21 protein-coding genes, 1 tRNA gene and 1 pseudogene are annotated in these 25,401 nt (G+C 40.5%); 12 read left to right on the top strand and 11 right to left on the bottom strand.

What is annotated here, in order from left to right; genetic code table 11:
* Window positions 1-403 precede the first annotated feature (403 nt).
* The 7 genes and pseudogenes from INE92_RS14250 (at window position 404) to INE92_RS14220 (ending at window position 5,424) form a co-directional block, all read left to right on the top strand.
* Window positions 404-616, top strand: a complete 213-nt coding sequence (locus tag INE92_RS14250) for a hypothetical protein (RefSeq protein ID WP_229107766.1) — start codon at window positions 404-406, stop codon at window positions 614-616.
* A gap of 36 nt (window positions 617-652) precedes the next feature.
* A complete protein-coding gene (locus INE92_RS14245; RefSeq protein WP_211421164.1) occupies window positions 653-1,003 on the top strand; it encodes a hypothetical protein in 351 nt (116 codons plus the stop codon).
* A 492-nt stretch (window positions 1,004-1,495) separates the two neighbouring features.
* Window positions 1,496-2,194 carry a DUF4468 domain-containing protein gene (locus INE92_RS14240; RefSeq protein ID WP_229037622.1) on the top strand — a complete coding sequence of 233 codons (699 nt, stop codon included), beginning with the start codon at window positions 1,496-1,498 and terminating at the stop codon, window positions 2,192-2,194.
* Window positions 2,195-2,629: 435 nt separating this feature from the next.
* A complete protein-coding gene (locus INE92_RS14235) occupies window positions 2,630-2,923 on the top strand; it encodes a hypothetical protein (RefSeq protein ID WP_004321934.1) in 294 nt (97 codons plus the stop codon).
* Window positions 2,924-2,974: 51 nt separating this feature from the next.
* Window positions 2,975-3,628: a hypothetical protein gene (locus INE92_RS14230; protein WP_004321931.1), complete on the top strand. Its 654-nt coding sequence runs from the start codon at window positions 2,975-2,977 to the stop codon at window positions 3,626-3,628.
* 137 nt (window positions 3,629-3,765) lie between these two features.
* Window positions 3,766-4,518, top strand: a pseudogene (locus INE92_RS14225) (VapE domain-containing protein); the annotation flags it as partial.
* A gap of 42 nt (window positions 4,519-4,560) precedes the next feature.
* The gene (locus INE92_RS14220; protein ID WP_004299365.1) at window positions 4,561-5,424 is read left to right on the top strand and encodes a BRO-N domain-containing protein; all 864 of its coding nucleotides are present in this window, start codon (window positions 4,561-4,563) and stop codon (window positions 5,422-5,424) included.
* 132 nt (window positions 5,425-5,556) lie between these two features.
* Here the strand turns inward: INE92_RS14220 and INE92_RS14215 are convergent, their stop codons facing one another.
* Entirely contained in the window at window positions 5,557-6,723 is a 1,167-nt protein-coding gene (locus INE92_RS14215) for an exo-beta-N-acetylmuramidase NamZ family protein (RefSeq protein ID WP_055235727.1), read from the bottom strand.
* A gap of 69 nt (window positions 6,724-6,792) precedes the next feature.
* Here INE92_RS14215 and INE92_RS14210 point away from each other — a divergent pair, with 69 nt between their 5' ends.
* On the top strand, window positions 6,793-7,329 hold the full coding sequence (locus INE92_RS14210) for an HDIG domain-containing metalloprotein (protein ID WP_022199235.1): 537 nt from the start codon (window positions 6,793-6,795) through the stop codon (window positions 7,327-7,329).
* A gap of 89 nt (window positions 7,330-7,418) precedes the next feature.
* Window positions 7,419-10,133 (top strand): putative LPS assembly protein LptD, encoded by a 2,715-nt coding sequence (locus INE92_RS14205; RefSeq protein WP_022199236.1) that lies wholly within the window; start codon window positions 7,419-7,421, stop codon window positions 10,131-10,133.
* A gap of 176 nt (window positions 10,134-10,309) precedes the next feature.
* Here INE92_RS14205 and INE92_RS14200 read toward each other — a convergent pair whose 3' ends face one another.
* Window positions 10,310-10,972: a uracil-DNA glycosylase gene (locus INE92_RS14200; protein ID WP_004312349.1), complete on the bottom strand. Its 663-nt coding sequence runs from the start codon at window positions 10,970-10,972 to the stop codon at window positions 10,310-10,312.
* A 6-nt stretch (window positions 10,973-10,978) separates the two neighbouring features.
* The gene (gene asnA / locus INE92_RS14195; protein WP_151923021.1) at window positions 10,979-12,016 is read right to left on the bottom strand and encodes an aspartate--ammonia ligase; all 1,038 of its coding nucleotides are present in this window, start codon (window positions 12,014-12,016) and stop codon (window positions 10,979-10,981) included.
* A gap of 221 nt (window positions 12,017-12,237) precedes the next feature.
* Between asnA and INE92_RS14190 the strand changes: the two genes are divergently transcribed.
* A tRNA-Arg gene (locus tag INE92_RS14190) sits at window positions 12,238-12,310 on the top strand.
* A 193-nt stretch (window positions 12,311-12,503) separates the two neighbouring features.
* On the opposite strand, the gene INE92_RS14185 is transcribed toward INE92_RS14190, so the two are convergent.
* The 4 genes from INE92_RS14185 to INE92_RS14170 all read right to left on the bottom strand — a co-directional run bounded on the left by INE92_RS14185 (window position 12,504) and on the right by INE92_RS14170 (window position 18,049).
* Window positions 12,504-12,932: a hypothetical protein gene (locus tag INE92_RS14185; protein ID WP_004326194.1), complete on the bottom strand. Its 429-nt coding sequence runs from the start codon at window positions 12,930-12,932 to the stop codon at window positions 12,504-12,506.
* 612 nt (window positions 12,933-13,544) lie between these two features.
* A complete protein-coding gene (locus INE92_RS14180; RefSeq protein WP_008650155.1) occupies window positions 13,545-16,397 on the bottom strand; it encodes a bifunctional fucokinase/fucose-1-phosphate guanylyltransferase in 2,853 nt (950 codons plus the stop codon).
* A gap of 122 nt (window positions 16,398-16,519) precedes the next feature.
* Window positions 16,520-17,203, bottom strand: a complete 684-nt coding sequence (locus INE92_RS14175) for an HAD family hydrolase (RefSeq protein WP_115484947.1) — start codon at window positions 17,201-17,203, stop codon at window positions 16,520-16,522.
* A gap of 36 nt (window positions 17,204-17,239) precedes the next feature.
* Window positions 17,240-18,049 (bottom strand): hypothetical protein, encoded by an 810-nt coding sequence (locus tag INE92_RS14170; RefSeq protein ID WP_115484948.1) that lies wholly within the window; start codon window positions 18,047-18,049, stop codon window positions 17,240-17,242.
* 190 nt (window positions 18,050-18,239) lie between these two features.
* On the opposite strand from INE92_RS14170, the gene INE92_RS14165 reads away from it, so the two are divergent.
* The gene (locus tag INE92_RS14165) at window positions 18,240-18,746 is read left to right on the top strand and encodes a DUF5035 domain-containing protein (RefSeq protein WP_008650173.1); all 507 of its coding nucleotides are present in this window, start codon (window positions 18,240-18,242) and stop codon (window positions 18,744-18,746) included.
* 157 nt (window positions 18,747-18,903) lie between these two features.
* Here the strand turns inward: INE92_RS14165 and INE92_RS14160 are convergent, their stop codons facing one another.
* Genes INE92_RS14160 through lysS form a run of 3 tightly spaced genes read right to left on the bottom strand, consistent with a single transcriptional unit; the run spans window position 18,904 to window position 23,009 of the window.
* Window positions 18,904-20,241, bottom strand: coding sequence for a glucose-6-phosphate isomerase (locus INE92_RS14160; protein WP_008650174.1), 1,338 nt, complete (start codon window positions 20,239-20,241; stop codon window positions 18,904-18,906).
* Window positions 20,242-20,259: 18 nt separating this feature from the next.
* On the bottom strand, window positions 20,260-21,255 hold the full coding sequence (locus INE92_RS14155) for an NAD(P)H-dependent glycerol-3-phosphate dehydrogenase (protein ID WP_004299378.1): 996 nt from the start codon (window positions 21,253-21,255) through the stop codon (window positions 20,260-20,262).
* Window positions 21,256-21,281: 26 nt separating this feature from the next.
* Window positions 21,282-23,009 (bottom strand): lysine--tRNA ligase, encoded by a 1,728-nt coding sequence (gene lysS, locus INE92_RS14150; RefSeq protein ID WP_004306657.1) that lies wholly within the window; start codon window positions 23,007-23,009, stop codon window positions 21,282-21,284.
* A gap of 105 nt (window positions 23,010-23,114) precedes the next feature.
* Here lysS and INE92_RS14145 point away from each other — a divergent pair, with 105 nt between their 5' ends.
* Window positions 23,115-24,467: an MATE family efflux transporter gene (locus INE92_RS14145; RefSeq protein WP_015531398.1), complete on the top strand. Its 1,353-nt coding sequence runs from the start codon at window positions 23,115-23,117 to the stop codon at window positions 24,465-24,467.
* Here the strand turns inward: INE92_RS14145 and INE92_RS14140 are convergent.
* Complete coding sequence (locus INE92_RS14140) at window positions 24,457-25,317, bottom strand: AraC family transcriptional regulator (RefSeq protein ID WP_015531399.1); 861 nt, start codon at window positions 25,315-25,317, stop codon at window positions 24,457-24,459. The two genes, INE92_RS14145 and INE92_RS14140, sit on opposite strands and share 11 nt — an antisense overlap.
* Window positions 25,318-25,401 lie beyond the last annotated feature (84 nt).

Raw genomic sequence — 25,401 nt, 5'->3', positions numbered from 1 at the left:
AGGGATATTAACGTATTGGTGGTACAAATACAAAAGTGGAGCATATTATAATTTAGTTATTAAAAAAAGTATGCTATACCATATATTATGTCAAACAGAGAATATATTACTAATAGTCATTGCTATAATACTATTCTATCTACTTATAAAACGGATGGTATATCAGATGAATACACATGGAAAGATACAAGTACAGAATGGACAAAATAGTTAGAATAGCTTTAGCAGAAATTATAATTTTTGTGTGCATTGATTACATACTAAGACTGTTAAGCAAAACACGAGTACTTCAATATTATCATATAGATATTAGATGTTGGCTCATAAATATAGAGGACATGCTTTTATTGATAATTATAGCAACGCTATTCTATTTATTTATAAAACGAATAAATATGAGGTTATGACAACAGAAGAACTTTTCGAGAAGTTTGCTAGTAATTCCTTTACCGAGGAAGAACTATCTAGTTTACGTGAAAAATGCAAAAACATAAAGGGCTGGGATGTTCAAGAAGAACCTGATAGGCGTATAAATCCAGCAAGTAAGGACATTTGGTTAAAAGATTGCCCTAAAAAACTAAGGGAAGAACTTGATAAATTATGGAAACTGGACTAACGGTATCTAAAAACGGATTTCAAAAATAAATTGATTATGATAATAAATGCAATAAATGGAAATGGGAATAGACTAATTAGAGTCAATAAAGATACTAATAAAGATGCAATTAAGGAGTTCTTAGTTACTACATTGAGTCAATGTGATACAAACGGGCATTTTATCGAAACTCCTTATTCTGAATCTAAGCTACTAGATAAATATTTAGGGGAAGTAGTATTGAATATATATGTGACTAACCCATATCCAGAGCCTATTGGAGAGTATACACTTTGCATACAAGATGACTGTTTTGCAAAATGTTCCCATTTGCCTGTCTACTATGTAAAGCAACAAGTAGATAAGTATTGGGATACAATAGAGTACTTTATAAATGAAAACGAATAAATGACAAAGACGAGTAAACTTAAGAAATATTTAATCACACATTGGGAAATATGGAAATCTATATCTAATAAAGGGAGATACATATTCTATCAAATTAGATACAAATGAAAAATAAAATTATCAAGATTGTTAAATGGTATCTAATAATACATTTAGCTATATCGAGTATGCTTCTAATAGACTACGCTTTCTTTGTTAAAGAATCTACCAAAATTACATGGGAAGGTAGAGGTTATACTGTAACTAAGATGATATTATTAGGACCATTAAATATATTATACTTTAAATAGAATGAATTATTGGTGAATATTAAGCAAAACAGCATTTGAAGAAATTCATTTGCTGTTTTTTATTGTTCTATTAATTATTACAACACATCTTTTACGACAAGGCTTGTTAGAGAATATATATAATAAAATCTGATTAATTAATTTGTTTTTTGTACATTTGAACACAAAAATACATCATACTAATAGTAAGCTTCAAGTCAACATGAAAAAGATTATTTTTATAATGTTATTAGGATTAGTCTGTAATACAATTAATGCCCAAATTGTAACTAAACAAGAATTAGAAGAATATACTAATATAGGGGATATGTCTTGGTCAGCTAAAGCTAAGGAGCTATCCAATGAATATAAGTTGAATGAATTGGGTGAACTATCATTATCGGTTATAAAAGAGTATAAAGGTCAGTCCAAATCTCAATTATATCGCAAAATTATAGATTGGGTCATATCTATGTCTTCTGATGCAAAGTCAGCTATACAAGTTTCAAATGAGGAAGAAGGAACAATCATAGCACGTTGTTATTTGCCTAATATTGCCAAACGGACTATGGGAGATAACTCATATAGAGTAAGCATTCGACCACTTATTAAATTTGATTTTAAAGAAGAACGTATTCGAATGACATATACCTTACAGAATTATGAGGTATTGAAGATAAATGACGATAGTGGATATGTCATAATGTTTGGTGGTGGTTTTGGGGTAACAGGTAATGGCGTTACTAAAGATACCCAAATATGGGCACTTTCTGATTGCTTTCCATTTGCAGAAAACAGACAACATCCTAAAGTGACCTCATCACGAGCTTTTGTTTATTCACTATCATGTTATAAAATCCTTGTAGACAAAATTGATACAGTTCTAAAGAAGCCATTGCAAACAAGTGATGATGATTGGTAATTACCCTATAAATGTAACTTTGACATTTTGAATTAAATATCTCTTTGGTATGGTGGAAACTAACATGGTTATCACCATTTGAAGAAATTCATTTGCTGTTTTTATTTTTACAGAAATTCAATACTAATACATCAATCAGTATTAATATGGTCACTAATAAGTTGGCTATTATTACAGTTATATTTTATACTATAATAATAGATATACTAGTTCTAGTATTAATAGGATTAGTATAATAATGTTGGGTATTAATATGGAGGGCTTTTTCTTAAAAAGCTATACTATCATAGCTTTTTTTTACATAGAGTGTTCAAATTTTGTTGGAATTTGTTTGTGTTATTATAATAATATACTACATTTGTGGCGGAATTTGTAGATAGCACTATCTTCTGAATAGCCAGTAATAGTGCTGGCATAATTAAAATTATAATAATTATGGAATTAACAAATTCAACAAATGTATTGGAAGCATTAGTGTCTAACAACCGTAGTGAACTGGGCAAAACTTTTGGTGTCGGTATGTTTGTTTCAGAAACAGATACTCCCGAGCAAGTTAAAGCTAAATGTAAGAGCTTTGTCGCAAGATTTGAGACTTATATAGCTAACTTGAATGTAATCATTAATTCGGGGGATGAACTTGCTTCTGAAATGAGAAAAGCTAGGGTTAAACGTCTATATTCAGCTCTTGATGAGAATGAAAAAGAAGATATAAAGGCACTATTGAACTAATGCATTAAATTTAGGCTAGCTTCGGCTAGCCTTTTTTATTCCAATTATACTATGGGTAGACCTATTATTAAATTTTCAAAACGGTATGGTAAAGTATTAGGTAGTATTAATCCAGACAATCACTATCCTTTATATATGTTTATGTATATCATTATAATGTATGCTTTAGAGAATAATTCGGCTTTTAATGCTTTATCAAAACATAAATTATCTGCTATACACTTTATTAGGATGCAGGTAGATTGCTGTTTGGAAGTTTATGCTTGTCTCTTATATAGAGATAAAGAACGTTTCTTTAAATATTTCATGGACGGCAAACCTACTAATAAACTTTGTATAGGTAAACAATATCTTACTGCCGGCTATCTTTGCGGAGAATTAAATAAGAGATATTCCGGAATATCAGAAATATACAAAGAGGGCTGCAAGTGGGTTCATCCTAGTAAAGTTATGTTTAGATTTACAGCTCCTCAATATGACCAGACTAAGTCTGATATGTTTTTTATAGGTTATAAAGATAAGCACTATTATGACGATGAAGAACAATTAAGGGATATATATAAAGATATGTTATTAGTAAATCAAATACTATATGAATTACTAAAGGAGTTAGTGGCACCTTATAAAATGGCACATAGTAAAGAACTAAAAATAGGGAAGTTTTTTAAGTCGAAGAAGAAAATGAGATTTCAGTTTTATGAATAGTGAGATAGAATCTACTATGTTTTTATAAGCGGTATTATTATAATAAAGCTGATTATCAGAAATGGTAATTAGCTATTTTATTGTAAATTAATATTAAAACGCGATATGGTAGTATTATGTGTAAGTGAAAATAGGATAAGAAACACGCCAACAGTACGTCACCTTTGCTGATTGGCCCGCAGGCATATCGGAAATCGACTTTTTGCAGAATGCTTCTTCCTCCTGCTTTACAGGCGTACTATACGGATAGCATTGATTTCAGTCGGAAACGGGACGCGGAGTTGTATCTGAATCGCTTTCTGCTTATCAATATGGATGAATTCGACCAGATTAGCCCTACCCAACAGGCTTTTCTGAAACATATTCTGCAAAAGCCGGTGGTGAACACACGTCGTCCGAATGCTTCGGCAGTGGAAGAGCTTCGCCGGTATGCATCGTTCATTGCCACGAGCAATCATCGGGATTTGTTGACGGATACTTCCGGTAGCCGTCGTTTCATCGGTATTTACATGACGGGAGCTATAGATGTGTCGCGTCCTATTGATTATGAACAGCTTTATGCACAGGCGTTGGAGTTGCTTTATCACAACGAACGTTATTGGTTTGACTCCGAAGAAGAGGCTATCATGACGGAAAACAACCGGGAGTTTGAACAATCTCCTGCCATCGAACAGTTATTTATGGTTTATTATCGTAGGGCGGAAGAAGAGGAAGAAGGAGAATGGCTACTGGCTATTGATATTTTGCGCCGGATTCAGAAAGCGAGTAAGATGACATTTTCCGCCAGGCAGGCATCTTATTTCGGGCGTATCTTGCAGCGGCTCGGAGTGAAATCTAAACGGAAAACGTATGGTACGTATTATCATGTTGTACCTTTGGAGGTAGAATAGAATTTGTTATTTATTTATTATTTACATCATATATATAATGCTATGACTAAAAAAGATGCTATAAAAGTATTTGAAGATAAAAAGATCCGTGCTGTTTGGGATGACCAAAAGGAGGAATGGTATTTTTCCATTGTGGATGTGATTGAAGTATTAACAGACAGTGAGCGTCCTCGTAAGTATTGGGGGGATTTAAAAAAGAAGTTGAAAACAGAAGGAAGTCAGTTGTCCGAAGAAATCGGACAACTGAAATTACCCTCTTCTGACGGCAAACTGTATAAGACAGATGTAGCTACAACCCAACAACTTTTCCGTCTAATTCAGTCTATTCCCTCGCCCAAAGCGGAACCCTTTAAGATGTGGATGGCTCAAGTCGCCAAAGAGCGTCTGGATGAAATGCAGGACCCCGAACTGACTATAAATCGGGCGATGATGGAATATAAATCTTTAGGTTACTCGGACAATTGGATTAATCAACGATTGAAATCAATTGAAGTACGGAAGGAACTTACTGATGAATGGAAAAGAAATGGGATGCAAGAGGGCGTTCAGTTTGCTGCATTAACGGATATAATTTATCAGACATGGGCTGAAAAGTCGGCAAAAGAATATAAGCAGTTTAAAGGATTGAAGAAAGAAAATCTCCGTGACAATATGACGAACACTGAACTGATCCTTAATATGCTTGCTGAAACGGCTACTACGGATTTGTCCAAAGAGAGAAACCCATCCGGTTTTGCTGAAAATGCCGAAGTGGCAAAAGATGGGGGAAATGTGGCAAGAGTTGCTCGCAAGCAATTGGAAAGTCAGCTAAAACGCCCTGTTATATCTCCACTTAATGCAAAAAGTGCATTGCAAGTTGGTGATGAACGGGAAAAAAATGAAACTTCAGGAGAGAGCGTGGATTAATCAAGTATGATAGATACCCCGTTTTTGATGGTCTAAGTATGATAGATGCCGGAAATAATAGTTATCTATCATACTTATTCTTTTAATTATAAGTGGTTTATGAAAATGAATGAGAGTATGATACTAGTTTTTTTACTCATAGAGAAGATATTTTTTTCTGATCTCCTTGTAATCCTGTAATTCCTTTTGCCAACTATTCCGGATAGCCTCTTCCGATTCTCCTTTGAGGATAGCTTTGCGTACGCTGTCAGTTCCCATCAGCAAATCAAACCATCGGGCACGGGAGAAGAAAGCTGCGTTTTCGCCGGATAAGCGATAAAAGTTCAAGAAGTAGCGAAGCGTAAATCCATTTACATCGGTTACATTCCGGAGATCTTCCCCATAACAGGTGATACCTTTGTGCATCGGATTTTTGTCAAAACCGGGTAAGGAGCGGGGAGTAAAAGTGAAACTTCCGTATTTCTTATTAGGTGCGCCTAATACCTGGAAAGGGAAAGTTGTCCCCCGTCCCACGCTGACGCGAGTGGCTTCAAAAGGACAAAGTGAGGCATACAATCGGATAGACTGGTCGTTCGGGAGGTTGGGCGACGGTTTGATGGGAAGTGAATAAGGTGCTCCGTGTTTCCATCCGGTCATTGGAATTACCTTTAATGAACAAGGATTTTTCTTGTTGGCAATCCATCCTTCCCCGTTTATCATCTGTGCCAGTTCGCCGATGGTACATCCGTGGAGAACCGGAAGAGGTAACATGCCGACAAAACTCCGGTAGGCAGGTTTGAGTATCGGACCATCCACATAATCGCACGGATTGGGGCGATCCAGTACAACCATTTCTTTCTTGTTCTCTGCGCAAGCTTCCATCACATAATACATCGTGCTTATATAGGTATAAAAGCGTGCTCCTACATCCTGAATGTCGAATACAATCACATCGACATTTTTTAGTTGGGCGGCAGACGGCTTTTTGTTGTCACCATAAAGCGATACGATAGGAATGTCGGTGCGGGAATCTTTTCCGTCTTTCACTGTTTCACCCGCATCTGCGTTACCACGGAAACCATGTTCGGGAGCAAATACCTTGACCACCCGGACGTCTCTCTTTAATAAGGTATCGAGAAGATGAACCTGCTTTCTTCCTACAACAGAAGTGTGATTGACCACCATTCCGATGCGTTTTCCTTTCAGCAACGGCAGATATTGATCCATCTGTTCTGCTCCCGTGACAATTTGACTGTTTACACGCATTGGCAACAACATAATGAACAAAAATATAAGAATGAAGGAAACTCTAGTTTGCATATCGGTAATTTTTTTGTAATATTGCACAAAAATATTAATTTCTCATCAAGAGAGCAAAAAATAAAGCACATGAATCCATACGAAATCATTGATAAGTATTATCCGGAGAATACCCAGCAGAGACAAATATTAGTAATACATAGTCTGGCAGTGTCCGGAAAAGCAATGAAAATGCTGGATGCTCATCCCGAATTGCGTTTAAACCGGAGTTTTGTAAAAGAAGCCGCTCTGTTGCATGATATTGGTATTTTTCAGACCGACGCTCCAACCATTCAGTGCTTTGGCACTCATCCTTATATCGCTCACGGATATTTGGGAGCCGAAATCTTGCGGGCGGAAGGTTTTCCCCAACACGCATTGGTGTGCGAACGCCATACGGGAGCAGGGCTTTCGTTGGAAGATGTCATTGCCCAGCAACTTCCCGTTCCTCATCGCGAGATGCTGCCCATCACCCTGGAAGAACAATTGATTTGCTTTGCGGATAAATTCTTTTCTAAAACTCATCTGGATGAAGAGAAAACAGTGGAGAAAGCACGGCAAAGTATTGCAAAATATGGTGAAGAAGGTCTAAGCCGCTTTGATAGATGGTGTTCTCTCTTTTTATAGCACTAAAAAATAATTAAATAACGAAGATTCTAACTCATATTTGGTGAAGATTGTGTACTTTTGCCACTTCAAGCGTAAACTATTAGTTAATGGCGCCATTGAAAGCAAAAATACTTATATCATTCATACTGCTGATTGTCTTACTGATGCTTCCCGATGAGGCTACGTCTCAACGTCGAAGAAGAGGAATGATTGCCTCCAATACCGCGAAAACGGATTCCCTTCAGGGAAATGATTCGTTGAAAGCAGATACGGTAACGGTACGCATTGATTCTATCGCACCGGTAAAGAAGAAACAACCACTCGATGCACCGGTTGTTTATGAATCTAACGACTCCACTGTCTTTACTTTGGGAGGAGCCGCTACACTTTATGGTAGCGGAAAAGTGAATTATCAGAACATCGAACTGGCTGCGGAAGTTATTTCGATGAATCTGGATAGTAGTACTGTGCATGCTTATGGTATCAAGGATACTACCGGAGTGGAAAAAGGTAAACCGGTATTTAAAGAAGGTGATACCTCGTATGATACGGAAACAATCCGATACAACTTCAAAACCAAGAAAGCAGGAATTACTGATATCGTCACCCAGCAGGGAGAAGGATATGTGACCGGAAGCAAGGCGAAGAAAGGGGCCAATGATGAAATTTTCATGGAGCATGGGCGTTATACAACCTGCGATCATCACGATCATCCCCACTTCTATATGCAGCTGACGAGAGCTAAAGTGCGCCCTAAAAAGAATGTAGTGACAGGACCTGCCTATCTGGTTGTGGAAGATGTGCCTCTGCCGTTGGCTGTGCCGTTCTTCTTCTTCCCATTCTCCAGCAGTTACTCTTCCGGTTTCATTATGCCGACTTATATGGATGACTCCAGTCGTGGTTTCGGTTTGGCAGAAGGAGGATATTACTTTGCCATGAGTGATATCATGGACTTGAAAATAACGGGAGATATCTTCACGAAAGGTTCATGGAGATTGTCTGGATTGACAAACTATAATAAACGCTATAAATATTCCGGTACGCTGCAAGCGGACTATCAGGTCACCAAGACTGGAGATAAAGGGATGCCGGACTATACAGTTGCTAAGGACTTTAAGGTGGTATGGAACCATCGACAGGATGCTAAAGCCAGTCCGAACACTACATTCTCTGCCAGTGTGAACTTCTCGACCAGTAGTTATGAACGTTCTAATATCAACAACCTTTATAATTCGCAGTTGTTGACTCAAAATACCAAAACATCAAGTATTAGTTATTCTCGTAGTTTTCCCGATATCGGTCTGACCTTATCCGGAACTACCAATATCGCACAGACAATGCGTGACTCTTCTATTGCGGTCACTTTGCCTGACTTGAATATTACGTTGAGCCGTCTGTTTCCGTTCAAGCGCAAGAAAGCGGCAGGAGCCGAACGTTGGTACGAAAAGATTTCCATTGGTTATACGGGACGTCTGACAAACAGTATCCGTACTAAAGATGACCATTTGTTCAAAGCCGGACTAAGCTCATGGGAGAATGCGATGAACCATAACATTCCTATCAGTGCTACTTTTACGCTGTTCAAATATTTGCAGGTCAATCCTTCTGTGAATTATACAGAACGATGGTACACCCGTAAAATCAATCAGCATTATAACGAAGATACTCACAGGCTGGAATCATTGCCGGGCGATTCTCTTAACGGCTTTTATCGTGTATCCAATTACTCGGCTAGTTTGGCTCTAAGTACGAAATTGTATGGTATGTATAAACCGATCTTTGCGAAGAAGAAGGAGATACAGATTCGTCACGTATTCACACCGCAGGTGAGTTTGAGTGGTGCTCCGGGATTTGGCAAGTACTGGGAAGAATATACCGATTATAATGGTAATACACAATATTATTCTCCTTTTACCAATCAGCCTTATGGCGTGCCTTCTCGTGAGGGGTCGGGAACGGTTAGTTTCTCGATAGCTAATAACTTGGAGATGAAGTATTATGACGCAAAGAATGATACAGTTAAGAAAGTTAGCCTTATTGATGATTTGAGTGCCAATATGTCCTATAATATGGCGGCAAAGGAAAGACCGTGGAGTGACTTAAGTATGAACCTCCGTCTGAAACTGACCAAGAATTATACTTTCAATATGAATGCCCAATTCGCTACGTATGCTTATACATTCGATAAAAGCGGTAATGTAGTGACCAGTAACCGTACAGAATGGTCGTATGGTCGTTTTGGGCGTTTCCAAGGATATGGTTCTTCTTTCAACTATACCTTTAATAATGACACATGGAAGAAATGGTTCGGTCCGAAAGAGGAGGATGAAAAAGGAAAAGATAAGAAGTCGGAGGATAGTGACGATGAAGAATCTGACGGAACGGAAGGAGATGGTACTACACCTAAGAAAGTAGAGAAAGCACAGGCAGACCCGGATGGTTATCAAGTGTTTAAGATGCCTTGGTCGTTGAGCCTTAGCTATTCGTTCAATATCCGTGAAGATAGGTCTAAGCCTATTAACCGCTATTCTATGCGATATCCTTATACGTATACGCATAACATCAATGCAAACGGAAATATAAAGATTTCTAACAACTGGTCGCTCTCGTTCAACTCGGGCTATGATTTTCAGGCAAAAGAGATTACGCAGACTTCTTGTACAATCTCCCGTGACTTGCACTGTTTCAACCTGTCCGCCAGTCTTTCTCCTTTCGGACGCTGGAAATATTACAATGTTACCATCCGTGCGAATGCAAGCATCCTGCAAGACTTGAAGTATGAGCAGAGAAGCCAAACGCAAAGTAACATTCAGTGGTACTAGGATAAGTTGAGAGTGGAGAGTTGAGAGTGGAAATTCGGACGTGTAATTGTTTTGCTACAATATAGAAAAGAAAAATGGCTGCGCTATCATTCGACGAATAGTGCAGCCATTTTTTTTACTCTTTACTCTTTATTCTTTATTCTTAACTCTCAACTCTCCATTCTCAACTTCTCCAACTACCATGCGATTTCTGTTTTTCCATGGGTTTTCAGGTAGTCGTTTGTACGGCTGAAATGTTTGTTTCCGAAGAAGCCGTTGTAAGCAGAAAGAGGAGAGGGATGGGCGGAAGTGAGTACCAAGTGTTTGTTGCGGTCGATAAACGCTCCTTTCTTTTGAGCGTATGATCCCCACAGGATAAATACCAGGTTTTCTTTTTCTTCTGCCAGGGCACGGATTGCAGCATCAGTAAATGTTTCCCAGCCACGGTTCTGGTGTGAACCAGCTTGGTGAGCACGTACGGTCAGCGTAGCGTTGAGCAACAATACTCCCTGTTCTGCCCAGCGAGTCAGATTTCCCGTAGCAGGGGCATCTGTGCCGATGTCGGCTTTGATTTCTTTGAATATATTCACTAATGAAGGGGGAAAAGGCACTCCGTCGTTTACAGAGAAACAGAGACCATGCGCTTGTCCCGGTCCATGGTAAGGATCTTGTCCTATAATTACAACTTTCACTTTGTCGAAAGGACAAAGGTTGAAAGCATTGAAGATCAGTTTTCCCGGAGGGAAGATCTGATACTGGCTATATTCGCTTTTGACGAAATCGGTCAGTGTGCGAAAGTAGTCTTTTTCGAATTCGGGTTCTAAATGTGCTTTCCAGCTTTCTTCAATTTGTACATTCATAGTTTGTTATATAAGGTGTATTTCAAGTTCTTCACATTCCTTGCGCATATCTTCGGGCCAGATGCTGGCTTGTATTTCTCCGATGTGAGCTTTGCGAAGGTAGAACATACACAAGCGGGATTGTCCGATACCTCCTCCGATAGACAGGGGAAGGGTGTCATTCATCAATCGCTTGTGGAAATAAAGTTCCAGTCTTTTTTCTTCTTTTTCTTCTTTCAACTGACGTTGCAAGGCTTCTTTGTCAACACGGATTCCCATAGATGATAATTCGATGGAGCGTTGCAGTACATTGTCCCACAGAAGGAGGTCGCCGTTTAGTCCGGGCAAGTCGTTCAATCCTTTGGTTGTGTAGTCGTCATAGTCCGGTGCGCGTCCGTCGTGCTTCTTGCCGTCGCTAAGTTTGCAGCCTATGCCTATGATAAACACAGCTCCGTATTTCTGGCAAATGGCATGTTCGCGACATTTGGGTTCCAGATCCGGATAAAGTTGGCGCAATTCTTCTGAATGGATGAAATGTAGCTTTTGTGGCAGGCACGGCTTGATTTGTGGATACATTTCGTATACCATATATTCTGTACGGATCATAGCCGCATAAATACGGTTGACGATCTCTTTCAGGAAGTTTACGTTCCGGTCTTCATTGGTGATGACACGTTCCCAGTCCCACTGGTCTACGTAGAGAGAATGCAGGTTGCCCAGTTCTTCGTCTGAACGGATTGCGTTCATATCCGTATAAATACCATATCCGGGTTCGATATGATAGTCAGCTAAGGTCAACCTTTTCCATTTAGCCAATGAATGAACCACTTCGGCTTGTGCATCGCCCAGATCTTTAATAGGGAAAGAAACGGGTCGTTCTATTCCGTTCAAATCGTCATTGATACCCATTCCTTTCAATACGAAAAGGGGGGCAGTTACACGTCTAAGGCGTAGCTCGGATGACAAGTTTAATTGGAAGAACTCTTTTATTTGCTTGATTCCCAGCTCGGTCTGTTTGAGGTCGAGTAGCGGATTATAGTTCTTAGGTTTTATCAAGTAACTCATAGGTTTGTTAAATGTTAATTGTCGGCAAAGATAGGAATAAAATTGATATATGTAATGGATATTCTCTAAAAGATTGTCAATTTGATAAAGTAAATGCTCTAAAGCATTTCAAAATAACAGTCTTCTAATATAGGGAAGTACCTTAAGAACTATAAAAAAAGGAGAATCATTAGGAAGATGAGAAGATTTTTTATACTTTTGTCCTCGCATTTAGAAAGAATGGCCCCGTAGCTTAGTGAATAGAGCGTCAGATTCCGGTTCTGAAGGTCGTGCGTTTGAATCGCACCGGGGTCACAGAAAAATCCCTTGATAATCAGTTGATTATTGAGGGATTTCTGTTTTCTTATACCTTGGATAACTAAAACTAAATGCAGGATTTAGCCCTTGTAATTGATTTTTGTTGGTCTATTGTTGTTCCCAAGAAACCAATGTTATATGTTGACTATCAAAGTGAAATCTTTCTTTTATCTCGTAAGAGGTTCTATTATTAGTCTTTCTTTGTATAAGAATTACAAACTAATCGTCTATTTGGGTCATCTGGAAAATCCGGATTAGTTATTTGATTATAAAATTCCCAGTCTCTTTCAAGTCTTTGGGCTACATCTATGTTGGCTGTATAGCAGATGTATTTTTTATTTGCTACATCCAGAATGCCATAGGTAAGAATATCCTTTTCCTTTCCCTCCTTATTTATATATGTACTCTTGACCAATAATATCTTATATTTTCCGTCTTCCCGAGTACAGTATTCTTTATTGTTCTCAAGAGTATATGTGCCGGAGACATCTGTAAAATCATTGGAGGCCATTTCTACGATAATCTGTTTGGGCTCTCCTGTTTCCGGAGTGTCTGTCGAGTCATTGTTGCATGCGGATAGCAAGATGGCGGATAAGAATAATAGTTTAAGTAATTTCATCTTTATATTTTATTTGTTTTTGATCCTTTTTTTAGTCTAGTATATTATTTATAGTGCAAATGTACAGTTTTTGTGTGATATAAAAGCGGTAATGAGTAAAATAAATGTGTTTCATATTCTTGATATTTACATTCATAATCCTTAGATAGTCAGTCATGTATTTTGCTTTGCATTTTCTCAAACCTAGTTAGTTATTATTGTATGTAGTTGCATAATTTAGCCTAAATAGAATGAAAAAGTTGATTTAAATAAAAGGATTCTCGTGAGAAATGCTAACTTTGTAGATATGAAAAAGTAAGGAATGATATTCTGTAGTAGTATGTTCATAGCTTTCCAGATGTAGACATTTGACGATAAATTATATTAATCCCAATAAATATAAATAAGAATGGAAGAAGCTAGAAAAAAGAAATGGGGTAGTGTTGCGCTGATTATCGGAGCTATTGCTTTTATCATTATTATGATTTACTTTACAGTTATTTCAAGTCTCAACATGTAAAACAGATCATTATGGCGTTGAAAAATTAAAGCTTGGACATTTCGTTTGAATCTGTCCAAGCTTGTTTTTTATGGTTCCGGATGATTGACCGGCAATATGGTAACGCTTTCTCTTTAGCTTCTTGAAACCTGAAGTCCCTTATCAGAAAGAGTCATTTCTACAAAACGAGCACGAGGATTGGGGGCTTGTTCCGTCAGTATCCGTCGGATTTGTCCGGCTGCTTGCGGGTCTTTGGCTACCATATATAAATAGCCTCCGCCACCTGCACCGGGGAGTTTGTATCCCAGGGTGTAATCCTTGATTTTTTCGATAATGGCTGCTACTGCCGGTGGATTGGTTCCGCAGTCTAATGCCTGGTTCTGTATCCAGGTTTTGCCGACCAAACGACCGAAACTCTCGAAATTACTTCGTAAAATGGCTTCACTCATATCCATTGCATGAGCTTTCATTTCGGCCAGCAAGCTTAGATGCGGACCGGAATTGAGGAACATGGAACTGACGATCTCTGCCAAAATACTTTTAGCAGTACGAGTAATTCCCGTATAATATAACAGATGACAGTCGCGGTAATCAGGATGAACAAAGAACTGATCGGGTAACCAGCGTACTAATGGATTCTGTTCGAAACCAGCTTCGGATTGAAGCAACTTAATACCGGAAAAGACACCGCCATATTGATCTTGCCAACCTCCTCCAGTGGTCAGGAGCTGTTCTAATACTAATGTGTAACTACATATATCATTTTTATCCCAAGCCAATCCGCAGAAATCATTGATTGCTCCGAGCACGGTAGATGCCAGTATGGAACTGGTTCCCAAGCCAGAGCCCGCAGGAATAGCAGCCAGCAGAGTAATTTCGATTCCTGAACCGAAATCTTCCAGCTGTTTAGCTAAAGAAGGATAAGATTCCGTAGAGAATGCCGGTGCAAAGCCCGCCAATGTAAGGGCGGCTTTCGGAATAGAGAATGGAGAACCTACCTTTTTATAATCTTGCAGTTCCTCGTAATTCCTTATCACTTCCATTGCACCCATGTCGATAGAGCGAAGAGTGATGTGATATTCCTTGCATGGTTTCACATATACTTGTAGCGGTGGTTGACCGTTTAGTTCGATAGCAAGATTTACAACACTTCCCCCTGAATAAAGAGAGTAGGGAGGTGTGTCCGTCCACCCTCCGGCCACATCAATACGCACAGGACTGCGTCCCCATACGATTTGATCGGAATAAACGTTGAGTATGGGATGGCTCTTTCGTTCGCTCATTACCCCCAATAAACCGTCGCGAAGCAGTTGAAAGGCTGCCTGTTCCTCTTTGGCACAATCCTTGTCTTCATGTAGTTTCATGATACGTGCACGAAGCATCCGGTTGTGTATCCGTAACATGGGGGCAGCATCTTCTTTCAAGACGTCAGGCATGCCCAGATTGAAACGTACAAATTCATTTGCGGCATCCAGCAAATCGAGTTGATAGAATACGCTCTTCTCATAATTGGCCGCCAATCCTTTCCAGTTCTCCTTGCGGAAAGCATTGCGCTGTTCGTAAAGACGCTTGAGGTTGGCGTTTGCGGATATTTCGTCTGCAGAAACTTTTTCTGCTTTCAACCAAAGTTTTTTCCCTTCTTCCAGTTGTGGCTCCGAGGTCATCCAGCGTACTAATATGCCTAAATCTTCCACAGAAGCCACTTTGGGGAAGATGGATGCCGATTGTAAATCATCTGTACGCCCTTTTATATCCTCCCAGGTAATTCCTCTATCTTCCATCCAACGGGTAAAAGGAACATTAAGGTAAGTAGTCGTTATTTTGTCCAACGCTCCTTTGAATACATCATCCAATCCATACGGACGCGCAACAAACTCATTCTCACCGATAGGAATAATGTCGATGCAAACCCCATCCGGCAAATTGATGCTCCACTGGTTTTCAGGAACTCCTGTAATAATCTGGCGGGAACCTAATTTCCATTCTTTTCCCACATGGCTATTCTCAATCCATAAATTGGCGTTGTCGGCAGAAAGAGAAACTTGTGTGATGGAATTCTGTATAAAGATAGCCGGATTTGGCTTTACTTTCCGGTGCATGATTCTTCTTTGGTCCCGTACCTTGTCCTGTATGGCTAAAGTAGAAGAAATCAGTTCGTGACTTGTGCCGTAATGGTAGAATTCTCCACCTGGCAACGGCAATATAGCTACGGATAACTGATTGATTTCTTCATCTTTCGTTTTAGGATGCTCTCCCAAAGCCAAACCATAGTCCGAGTATAAGTCATAATAAGTAATATCCTTCGTACCTTCTTTCAATGACCGTTTCATCAATACTTCTATGGCGCGGTCACTCAAAATCCAGATGCCGATATCCATCAGGAAAAGATGAGTTTTCGACAATCCTTCCAACTCTTCCAAAGAAGGTTTCTGCAACATGAAATCGAGCACCTCCGGTTTTTTCCGGTCGGAAACAAACACGCCATGATGAGTTGCCAATGAAGGATTCACCCACAGCCCGTAGCATACTACATCTGCGTTCGGAATATCCTGAAGCGGTTTTTCCGAACGGATATATACGTCTCCGCTAGCAATCAGCGTATTCAGACCGGCCGGAGCCTGATTCATAATCCTTTCATAGAGCGGGAGCTGCAATGATAACAGATTCTGTCCCAGCTTTTGTCCTCTTTCCCAACTGAAGATCGGGATAGGAGTTAATATTTTGCCGGAAGGGCCGTAGCTGGGTAGCCGACGGCTTTGTCCGCCTGCATGGAGCAATATTTTTTTTTCGTGTCCTATCCAGTTGCTGAAAGACTCTTGTGGAGCGAATGCCTGATGGCAAGCTTGCAATAACCATGTGGTTCCGCCGCCGGAGCCTAGTTTGCTCCCTATGGGGTCTGATGTACAAAACCAATCGGTATGGTTAACTTCTTCCAGTTCGTGGAAGCAATGGATCAAATTGGGTGGTAAAGATAATAACTTTTGCATAGTAGAATCTGCGTTGGCTTAGATAGAATCTAAGCGAATTAAACTCCCGTAAAAATACTATTTATATTCCTGCTTTTCAATATTTTTCTTCTGTTTTGAAGAATAAATTTTCTTTTCAGCTTTTAGATGTCATTTTCAGTCATCATGTCCCAGGTGTCATTAAGTGCCTGCATGGATGGAAATAATAAATCAGCCCCGGCATCCAGCAACACTTGCCCGTTCAAAGGACCCGTATTGACTGCTATGGTGAAAATACCCGCGTTGTGTCCGGCTTCCACTCCTAACGGAGCGTTTTCTACTACAACCGCTTCATCCGCTTTGATCCCTCCTTTTTTCAAAGCCATCAAATATGGCTCGGGATTGGGTTTGCCATATTTCACATCGAACGCTGTAACCATCAGTTCTTTGTGAAACATTCCCGGATAGTTGTGTTCCAGCCGTTCGAGCAGAGATAACTGACCGGAGCCGGTGACCACCATCGGAATCAGCCCGTCCTTCTTCACTTTTTGCAGTAACTCCCATGCACCGGGCATAGGCTTTGCTTCGGGATATGAATTGAACAAAACACTTTTCTCCTGATAGATACTTTCTATCTCCTCCTGTGTGGCTTCTCTACCCAATTCACGTTGAAAAACAATATTGATTGTAGAGGCTCCTGTCCGTCCTTCATGCATATATGCTTCTTCGCGACTAAGAGTGAGCCCATGAGATTTCATTACTTTATGCCAGGCTTCCGAATGATAAGGCATAGAGTCAAAGAGTACGCCGTCCATGTCAAACAGGACGGCTTTCAGTTTCTTTTTCATACTTTGTACGTTGCGGAATCTTTTTAAGATGATATTTTATTTTTTTATGAGCATTTTCTTCAGATCAGACATGGGAATAACTACATCGTATTGTTTCCCGGAATCCTTGCCGATATATCTGTAGGTAATATTTTTATTGTTCTCCACGCAGGTTTTTATGAATATCTGGGTGGCAGGATCGGTCTGACTTGCTAGCGTTGACACAATACCCTCTTTCACTTCAGCTGCGTTTTCTTCAATCTGGCTGATAGGACACAACTCTTCGTCCACACTGCATATATAAACAACCGATTCACCTATGATTTCGATTTTTTCGACAACGACTTCTTCACTGGCCTGCATTGGAAATTGCAGATTCGCCATTTTCAGTTGCGCTTCAAGCTTTGTCTGTCCGCTTTGTGCCGGGTCGGCATTTGTATTGATAACCTCTTTCAATTCTTCGGCAGTAAGTTCGCAAACCGCTTGTTCGCCCGACTTATTCCCTACAAATATCATGTGTAATCCGGAATTACACTTAGCCATCAACTTCAGCATTTCCTTTACATCAGCAGCCGGATTCTGAAACATCATTTTGATAGATGATTTCATGCTTTCCGGATTATCTTTCAAAATCTTAATATTGGTAATTTCCTCGTTCATGTTGAGAGTGTACACTACGTTATCCCCGTCGTAGATGATACTGGTAATATTGCCGACTTCTCCCATGTCCAGCGGACACTGTTTGTTGGCTATCCCGATTACAGTTTTGAGTTTGGCTTCCTGACAACCGGTCATGACTATCATTAGCAATGATACGCTACATAGTAGCATGAGTCCACTGGACTTCTTTAATAAATTTCCTGCCATTCTATTTGTTTTTTAAGTTTGATTCGCTTCATCTACAACTGTATACGAGGCAAAGATAACGATAAAAAATGAGAGATAAGTTAGAAAGGGAAGATAGTTGCAAATGACGCTCCCAAGCGATTAACTACATAATTATTTGCTGTTTAGAAGAATATGTGTATTTTTGTAACGTTATAAACTCGACGATAGCATGAAAAAGAGAGTATTATTGTTGCTACCATTGTTTTTAGGCGCCTGCTCTGATAGTGGGGAAAGTCCTGTTATCAAGATAGAAAAGCTTTATGCGAAGATCGAATCGGACGGTGAAAATACCAGTTCCGATGAAAAAGACTATGCGAATCAGAGGGAGGAACTGCCCGCCTTGAAAGTGGGAGATGAAGTGAAAGCCTTTCTGCTTTTGGATGGAAATGGGGCAGAACTGAAAACCTTTAAACTTCAGAATGACGATGAAGTGGATACCAAACTCTTTTATGAGCAAACAGAAGTATCTACAGAGGGAAATCTGACAGATGTGGAAAAAGGACAGCTTCGTTTTAAGGATGGGGTGTCAAAAGCCAAAATTATGGTGATTGCGACCATTAAACAGGTAGATAAGAACGGTGATGTGAAATTAGAGTTCTATCTTTCTTCCAAAGCCGAATGTGAAGGAGCACAGGAAGAAATCGGTTTGAAGACGAAAGTGGAAGATGAGAAGTAGAAGTGGTGAGCAGTAAACGGTACAACGGGCAATAAGCGGTACAATCGGAAACTGCAATCAATTGAATATAATAATGAACGGTGAACAAATCCATGCATATAGCATAGTTGTTCACCGTTCATTGTTTATAGTTTACCGTTTATAAAACGTTCTTGATTTATAGTTTTGCACGGATTGCTTTGGATTCTTCTTCATAACCCGGTTTGTCCAGCAAGGCAAACATATTCTTTTTGTATGCTTCCACACCCGGTTGGTTGAATGGGTTCACGCCCAGCAAATAACCGCTGATACCACAAGCCTTTTCGAAGAAATAGAGCAGACCACCAATGTTGTATTCGCTCAATTCCGGAAGTACGATGCGCATATTAGGTACGCCACCGTCTACGTGAGCCAGCTGCGTTCCCAGTTCGGCCATCTTGTTCACTTCGTCCACACGCTTGCCGGCTAAGAAGTTCAAGCCGTCCAGATTTGCTTCGTCAGAAGGAACTTCCAGTTTGTGGTTAACTTTCTCTACTGAAATCACAGTTTCGAAGATAGAACGTTCGCCTTCCTGAATCCATTGACCCATAGAATGAAGGTCTGTAGAGAAATCTACCGATGCAGGGAAGATACCCTTATTGTCTTTTCCTTCCGATTCTCCGTAAAGCTGTTTCCACCATTCGCTTACATAGTGCAGTTTCGGGCAGAAGTTAACGAGGATTTCGATCTTCTTGCCATTCCTGTACAACTCATTGCGGGTAGCAGCATAAATAGCAGCCGGGTTTTCAGTAAATGCAACGTCCGATCCGCATACTTTTTCCATATCGGCAGCACCGGCAACCAGTTTGTCGATATCAAATCCGGCTACTGCGATAGGCAGCAAACCAACCGGAGTCAGTACAGAGAAACGTCCGCCTACGTTGTCAGGGATGATAAATGTTTTATATCCTTCTTTGTCAGCTGTAACACGGGCAGCACCTTTTTTAGCGTCCGTCACAGCAACGATTACTTTCTTTGCAGTTTCTTTACCGCGCTGATCTTCACATTGCTTTTTCAGCAAACGGAAAGCAAGAGCAGTTTCGGTAGTAGTTCCTGATTTAGAAATATTGATGACACCGAATTTCTTATCTTTCAGATATTCAGTCAGTTCGTACAGATAATCTTCGCTGATATTGTGTCCTGCATAGATCATGACAGGAGCCGTTTTCTTTTCCTGCAGCCAAGTGAAGCTGTTAGACAAAGCTTCGATTACGGCACGGGCACCCAGATAGCTGCCACCGATACCGGCAACGATTACTACTTCACAGTTATCTCTTAATACTTTTGCTGTAGCGTTCAGGTCGGCTAAGTGTTCTTTAGTGATAGAAGAAGGCAAATGCAACCATCCTAAAAAGTCATTACCTTTGCCTGTACCTTTTTCAAGCATTTCCTGTGCGGCTTTTACTTCAGCTTCGTAAGCAAAAACCTTTTCTTTGGAGATAAATCCAAATGTCTTTTCAATGTTTAAACTAATCATATCGTTCTTGTTTAAAGATTATCTAAAAGAGTCAGTCAGCAATTTAATCTCGATCATTGGTGAGATACGTTCGTATAGGATGTTATACACAGCGTCCAGTATCGGCATATTGACATGATGATGCTTATTGATTTCTTTGATACATTTCGTACCATAGTAACCCTCTGCAATCATTTCCATTTCAATTTGCGCACTCTTCACGGAATACCCTTTACCTATCATCGTTCCGAAAGTACGGTTACGACTAAAGTTGGAGTAGCCGGTCACCAATAAATCCCCCAGATAAACAGATTCATCCACGTTTCTGTTCAACGGATGCACCGTGTTCAGGAAACGATTCATTTCCTGAATGGCGTTAGAAATCAATACAGCCTGGAAGTTGTCGCCATATTTCAGTCCGCTACAGATACCGGCAGCAATGGCATACACGTTTTTGAGCACCGAACTGTATTCGATACCCGCCACGTCATCACTGACAGATGTTTTGATAAAACTGCTTCCCAGACGGCGTGCGAAGATACGTGCCTTGTCTTTATCAGGGCAGGCGATAGTCAGGTAGGAGAGTCGCTCCAAAGCTACTTCTTCTGCGTGGCAGGGACCTGCAAGGACTGCTATGTTTTCTGGTGGCACACCATATTCTTTTGTGAAGTATTCCGATACAATAACGTTGTCATCGGGTACGATTCCTTTGATAGCGGTGATGATAAACTTATCTTTTATCTTGGTTTTCAACTTTTTCAGATGCGCCTTCAGATAAGGAGAGGGAGTGACGAAGATCAGTGTATCCGATTCTTTCACAACATCGTTGATGTTGGAACTGAAAGTGATGCGTCTCGTATCAAATTTCACTCCTGTCAGATAAGCCGGATTGTGCCCTAATCGTTTAAAATCGGCAATGCGGTCGTCTCGCCGCATGTACCAATTGATAGAGTCCTCTTGGGCCAGACACATCTTTGCGATGGCTGTAGCCCAACTTCCTCCGCCCATTATCGCTATCTTGCCGGGTAATTTCATTTGTATGGATTTGGATGAAGAACTTATTAAATTTTCTGTATCCACTCAGTTACGTCGTTTACCGACGGATTGGTCAGTTCTAATTTATATTTCTTGTTAATGCCGCAGATGTCCTGGTGCAGCTTCTGCGGATTGACATCTTTCATGTCGGCAACTGTGTTGTAACCGGCTTTTTGAATCACCGGAACCCAGTCTTCTGCGATTCCCAATTCCATGTATTTGGCAGCAGCGTCTTTTTTCACTACTTTTTCCGGGCGCATTTGCGGGAAGAACAATACTTCCTGAATGGTAGTCTGTCCAGTCATTAACATCACCAGACGGTCGATACCGATACCGATACCCGATGTAGGAGGCATACCGTATTGTAAAGCGCGCAGGAAGTCCTGATCGATAATCATCGCTTCGTCGTCTCCCTTGTCGGCCAAACGCATTTGTTCTTTGAAACGTTCTTCCTGATCCAGCGGATCGTTCAATTCCGAGTAGGCATTAGCCAGCTCTTTACCGTTCACCATCAGTTCGAAACGTTCGGTCAGTCCCGGTTTAGAGCGGTGCATCTTGGTCAGCGGAGACATTTCAACCGGATAATCGGTGATGAAAGTCGGCTGGATATATGTACCTTCGCAGAATTCTCCGAAGATTTCATCAATCAGCTTGCCTTTACCCATCGTCTCGTCGATTTCTTCCATCTTCAGTTCCTTGCAGACTTGGCGGATTTCCTCTTCGCTCTTGCCGTTCAGGTCATATCCTGTCTTCTCTTTGATAGCGTCCAGGATAGGCAGACGGCGGTAAGGAGCTTTGAAGTTGATGGTTTTTCCGTCAACCACTGTTTCTGTGCTACCGTTTACTGCGATACAAATACGTTCCAACAACTTTTCGGTGAAATTCATCATCCAGTTGTAATCCTTATATTGTACGTAGAGTTCCATACAAGTGAACTCCGGGTTATGGGTTTTGTCCATACCCTCGTTACGGAAGTTCTTACCTATTTCATATACACCTTCAAAACCACCTACGATCAGTCGCTTCAGATAAAGTTCTGTTGCGATACGCAGGTAAAGATCCATGTCCAGTGAGTTATGGTGAGTGATGAACGGGCGTGCGCTTGCTCCACCGGCAATAGATTGCAGGATGGGAGTTTCCACTTCCGTGTAACCGGCTTCGTCCAAAGCATTGCGCAATGTTTTCACAACAGTGGCACGTTTCAGGAATGTTTCTTTGATACCGTCGTTCACTACCAGGTCCACATAGCGTTGGCGATAACGGAGTTCGGGATCTTCAAAAGAGTCATAAGCTACCCCGTCTTTGTATTTAACGATAGGCAACGGTTTGATAGACTTTGCAAGTACAGTCAGTTTCTTAGCATGGATACTGATTTCACCCATTTGTGTGCGGAACACGAAACCTTCGATACCGATAAAGTCACCTAAGTCGAGCAGGCGTTTGAATACAGAGTTGTACAGTTCCTTGTCTTCTCCCGGGCAGATATCATCGCGGGTGATGTACACCTGGATGCGACCTTTAGAGTCTTGCAATTCAACGAAAGATGCTTTACCCATCACGCGGCGGCTCATGATACGGCCGGCTACGGAAACTTGGCGTGGCTCCTCGTCGTCTTTAAATTCAGCTTTAATATCTGTAGAGAAAGCATTGGTTACATACTCTGCTGCAGGGTATGGATCAATACCCATCGCACGAAGCTCATTCAGGCTGTTGCGTCGAATGATTTCCTGTTCACTTAGTTCTAATATATTCATTTCGTTACGTATTAACTCAATTTTGGAGGCAAAAATACGAAACTTTTCTCATATATCCTGTAATCCACCTCTTTTTTGTATCTTTGCCGTCTCAAACTAATAGGTATGACAGGACAAAAGACACCCACTGCGTTGGGTACGGAAAAGATTGGGAAGCTTTTAATGCAGTATGCCATTCCGGCAATTATCGCCATGACGGCGTCTTCTCTTTACAATATGGTAGATAGTATTTTTATCGGTCACGGGGTAGGTGCGATGGCTATTTCCGGGTTGGCATTAACTTTCCCGCTAATGAATCTTGCCGCGGCTTTCGGCTCGTTGGTCGGTGTCGGTGCGGCTACATTGATTTCGGTGAAGCTAGGACAGAAAGATTATGATACCGCACAGCAGGTTTTGGGAAATGTGTTTGTATTAAACCTTATTATAGGTATCTCTTTTACGGTAATCGTTCTTCCTTTTCTCGATCCGATACTTTACTTTTTCGGAGGAAGCGATGAAACGGTGAAGTATGCCCGTGAATTTATGCAGGTTATCTTGCTCGGAAATGTGGTAACTCATTTATATTTGGGGCTGAATGCAGTGCTTCGTGTCTCGGGACATCCGCAGAAAGCGATGGTGGCAACCATCACGACCGTGTTAATCAATGTATTACTTGCACCTTTGTTTATTTTTATATTCGACTGGGGAATTCGCGGGGCGGCCACAGCTACGGTTTGTGCGCAGTTGATCGCCTTGGTCTGGCAGCTTCATCTGTTCTGTCGCAAAGACGAACTGATACGATTGAAAAAAGGTATTTTCCGTTTGAAACGGAAGATCGTGTTGGATTCATTGGCTATCGGTATGTCTCCCTTCCTGATGAATATGGCGTCTTGCTTTATTGTGATTCTGATTAATCAGGGATTAAAAGAGCATGGAGGTGATTTGGCGATCGGTGCATTCGGTATTGTTAATCGTATTGTTTTTGTCTTTATTATGATTGTATTGGGACTGAACCAGGGGATGCAGCCCATTGCGGGATATAATTTTGGTGCGAAGCTCTATCCTCGTGTGACGGAAGTACTGAAAGTAACCATTTATTGTGCAACTGTAGTGACAACGATTGGTTTCCTGATAGGTATGTTTATTCCGGAAATCGTATCTTCCATTTTTACTTCGGACGCAGAATTAATCAGTATTGCGTCTAAGGGATTTCGTGTAGTGGTGTTCTTCTATCCGATTGTAGGTTTTCAGATGGTAGCTTCCAACTTCTTCCAGAGTATCGGAATGGCAAGTAAAGCCATTTTCTTGTCGCTGACCCGACAGATGTTATTCTTAGTGCCCTGTTTATTGATTCTACCTCATTATTATGGACAAATGGGTGTTTGGGCCAGTATGCCTGTGGCAGATTTGGCGGCTAGTCTTATATCCGGAGGTATGTTGTGGTGGCAGTTCCGGCAGTTTAAGAAAGTTACTGTTTGATAAGTTTGTTCCGATATTCTTTAGGAGATATGCCGACATACTGCTTGAAATATTTCCCGAAGAATGATTGTGTGGGGAAGTTGAGCTTGGTCGCTATTTCCTTAATACTTAAATCGGTATTATCGAGCAGATATTTGGCTTCTGTAATGACATTCTGTATAATCCACTGCAAAGCACTACTCCCTGATTTCTCCTTGATGACAGAAGAAAAATATCGGGCGGACAGACATTGCTTGTTTGCATAGAAAGTAACATCCCGTTCCTGATGATAATATCGATAGAGGGTAATCATGAAATTTTGGAAAATCTTATCCTTTTTATCCTGTGGTAGTGGTGTTTGCGGTTCGTTGTTGAAATAGATGTTTAATAACTCATAGCATATCACTTGTCCCCAGGATTTGATTAATTCAGAAATTAAATGTTGTTTCTGTCGGGAACTGTTACAGATATTCTCCCTGTTAATTCGTTTTTCTACAGATTTGAGCAAGTTCTCTACAAATGTATATTGCTCTTCGGAAAGCGACAGACAGGGATTTTCCCGCAAATAAAGCAAGTTTTCCGAGTTGGCTACTTTGTTTACTATCGGTATGACATAATCCAGATCGACCTCTATCATGATTCCTTCCAGGTCTGCGCTTCTTTGGCGTATCTGTAGAAGGTTGGCTGCAGTATATATGAAAAGATTCCTTTTGTTAATCTGATATGGTCTACCTCCCAGCAGGATTTCCGCCTGTCCTTTCTGGCAGAGGAAAAGTCCGCATTGGTTGAATTCGGAAATAATGCATCCTTCTTTCATGGAAGTATCTTCCGGAGATATTATAACATACTTGAATGGCATCAGTGGTTCCATATTCCTTTTCGTTGAAATGAATTTCCTTACAAAGTAACAAACAAATAAATACAAATAGCAAACTATTTCGGCTTTTTATCTTAG

It is taken from the genome of Bacteroides xylanisolvens (assembly GCF_018289135.1).
Lineage (GTDB): Bacteria > Bacteroidota > Bacteroidia > Bacteroidales > Bacteroidaceae > Bacteroides > Bacteroides xylanisolvens.
The sequence above is the reverse complement of the archived record's forward strand: the minus strand, read 5'-3'. Positions and strand labels throughout refer to the sequence as shown.

Coding starts and splice junctions, on each gene's coding strand:
- INE92_RS14250 (WP_229107766.1), top strand. CDS start 404: ATGACAACAGAAGAACTTTTCGAGAAGTTTGCTAGTAATTCCTTTACC.
- INE92_RS14245 (WP_211421164.1), top strand. CDS start 653: ATGATAATAAATGCAATAAATGGAAATGGGAATAGACTAATTAGAGTC.
- INE92_RS14240 (WP_229037622.1), top strand. CDS start 1,496: ATGAAAAAGATTATTTTTATAATGTTATTAGGATTAGTCTGTAATACA.
- INE92_RS14235 (WP_004321934.1), top strand. CDS start 2,630: ATGGAATTAACAAATTCAACAAATGTATTGGAAGCATTAGTGTCTAAC.
- INE92_RS14230 (WP_004321931.1), top strand. CDS start 2,975: ATGGGTAGACCTATTATTAAATTTTCAAAACGGTATGGTAAAGTATTA.
- INE92_RS14220 (WP_004299365.1), top strand. CDS start 4,561: ATGACTAAAAAAGATGCTATAAAAGTATTTGAAGATAAAAAGATCCGT.
- INE92_RS14215 (WP_055235727.1), bottom strand. CDS start 6,723: ATGCAAACTAGAGTTTCCTTCATTCTTATATTTTTGTTCATTATGTTG.
- INE92_RS14210 (WP_022199235.1), top strand. CDS start 6,793: ATGAATCCATACGAAATCATTGATAAGTATTATCCGGAGAATACCCAG.
- INE92_RS14205 (WP_022199236.1), top strand. CDS start 7,419: ATGGCGCCATTGAAAGCAAAAATACTTATATCATTCATACTGCTGATT.
- INE92_RS14200 (WP_004312349.1), bottom strand. CDS start 10,972: ATGAATGTACAAATTGAAGAAAGCTGGAAAGCACATTTAGAACCCGAA.
- asnA (WP_151923021.1), bottom strand. CDS start 12,016: ATGAGTTACTTGATAAAACCTAAGAACTATAATCCGCTACTCGACCTC.
- INE92_RS14185 (WP_004326194.1), bottom strand. CDS start 12,932: ATGAAATTACTTAAACTATTATTCTTATCCGCCATCTTGCTATCCGCA.
- INE92_RS14180 (WP_008650155.1), bottom strand. CDS start 16,397: ATGCAAAAGTTATTATCTTTACCACCCAATTTGATCCATTGCTTCCAC.
- INE92_RS14175 (WP_115484947.1), bottom strand. CDS start 17,203: ATGAAAAAGAAACTGAAAGCCGTCCTGTTTGACATGGACGGCGTACTC.
- INE92_RS14170 (WP_115484948.1), bottom strand. CDS start 18,049: ATGGCAGGAAATTTATTAAAGAAGTCCAGTGGACTCATGCTACTATGT.
- INE92_RS14165 (WP_008650173.1), top strand. CDS start 18,240: ATGAAAAAGAGAGTATTATTGTTGCTACCATTGTTTTTAGGCGCCTGC.
- INE92_RS14160 (WP_008650174.1), bottom strand. CDS start 20,241: ATGATTAGTTTAAACATTGAAAAGACATTTGGATTTATCTCCAAAGAA.
- INE92_RS14155 (WP_004299378.1), bottom strand. CDS start 21,255: ATGAAATTACCCGGCAAGATAGCGATAATGGGCGGAGGAAGTTGGGCT.
- lysS (WP_004306657.1), bottom strand. CDS start 23,009: ATGAATATATTAGAACTAAGTGAACAGGAAATCATTCGACGCAACAGC.
- INE92_RS14145 (WP_015531398.1), top strand. CDS start 23,115: ATGACAGGACAAAAGACACCCACTGCGTTGGGTACGGAAAAGATTGGG.
- INE92_RS14140 (WP_015531399.1), bottom strand. CDS start 25,317: ATGGAACCACTGATGCCATTCAAGTATGTTATAATATCTCCGGAAGAT.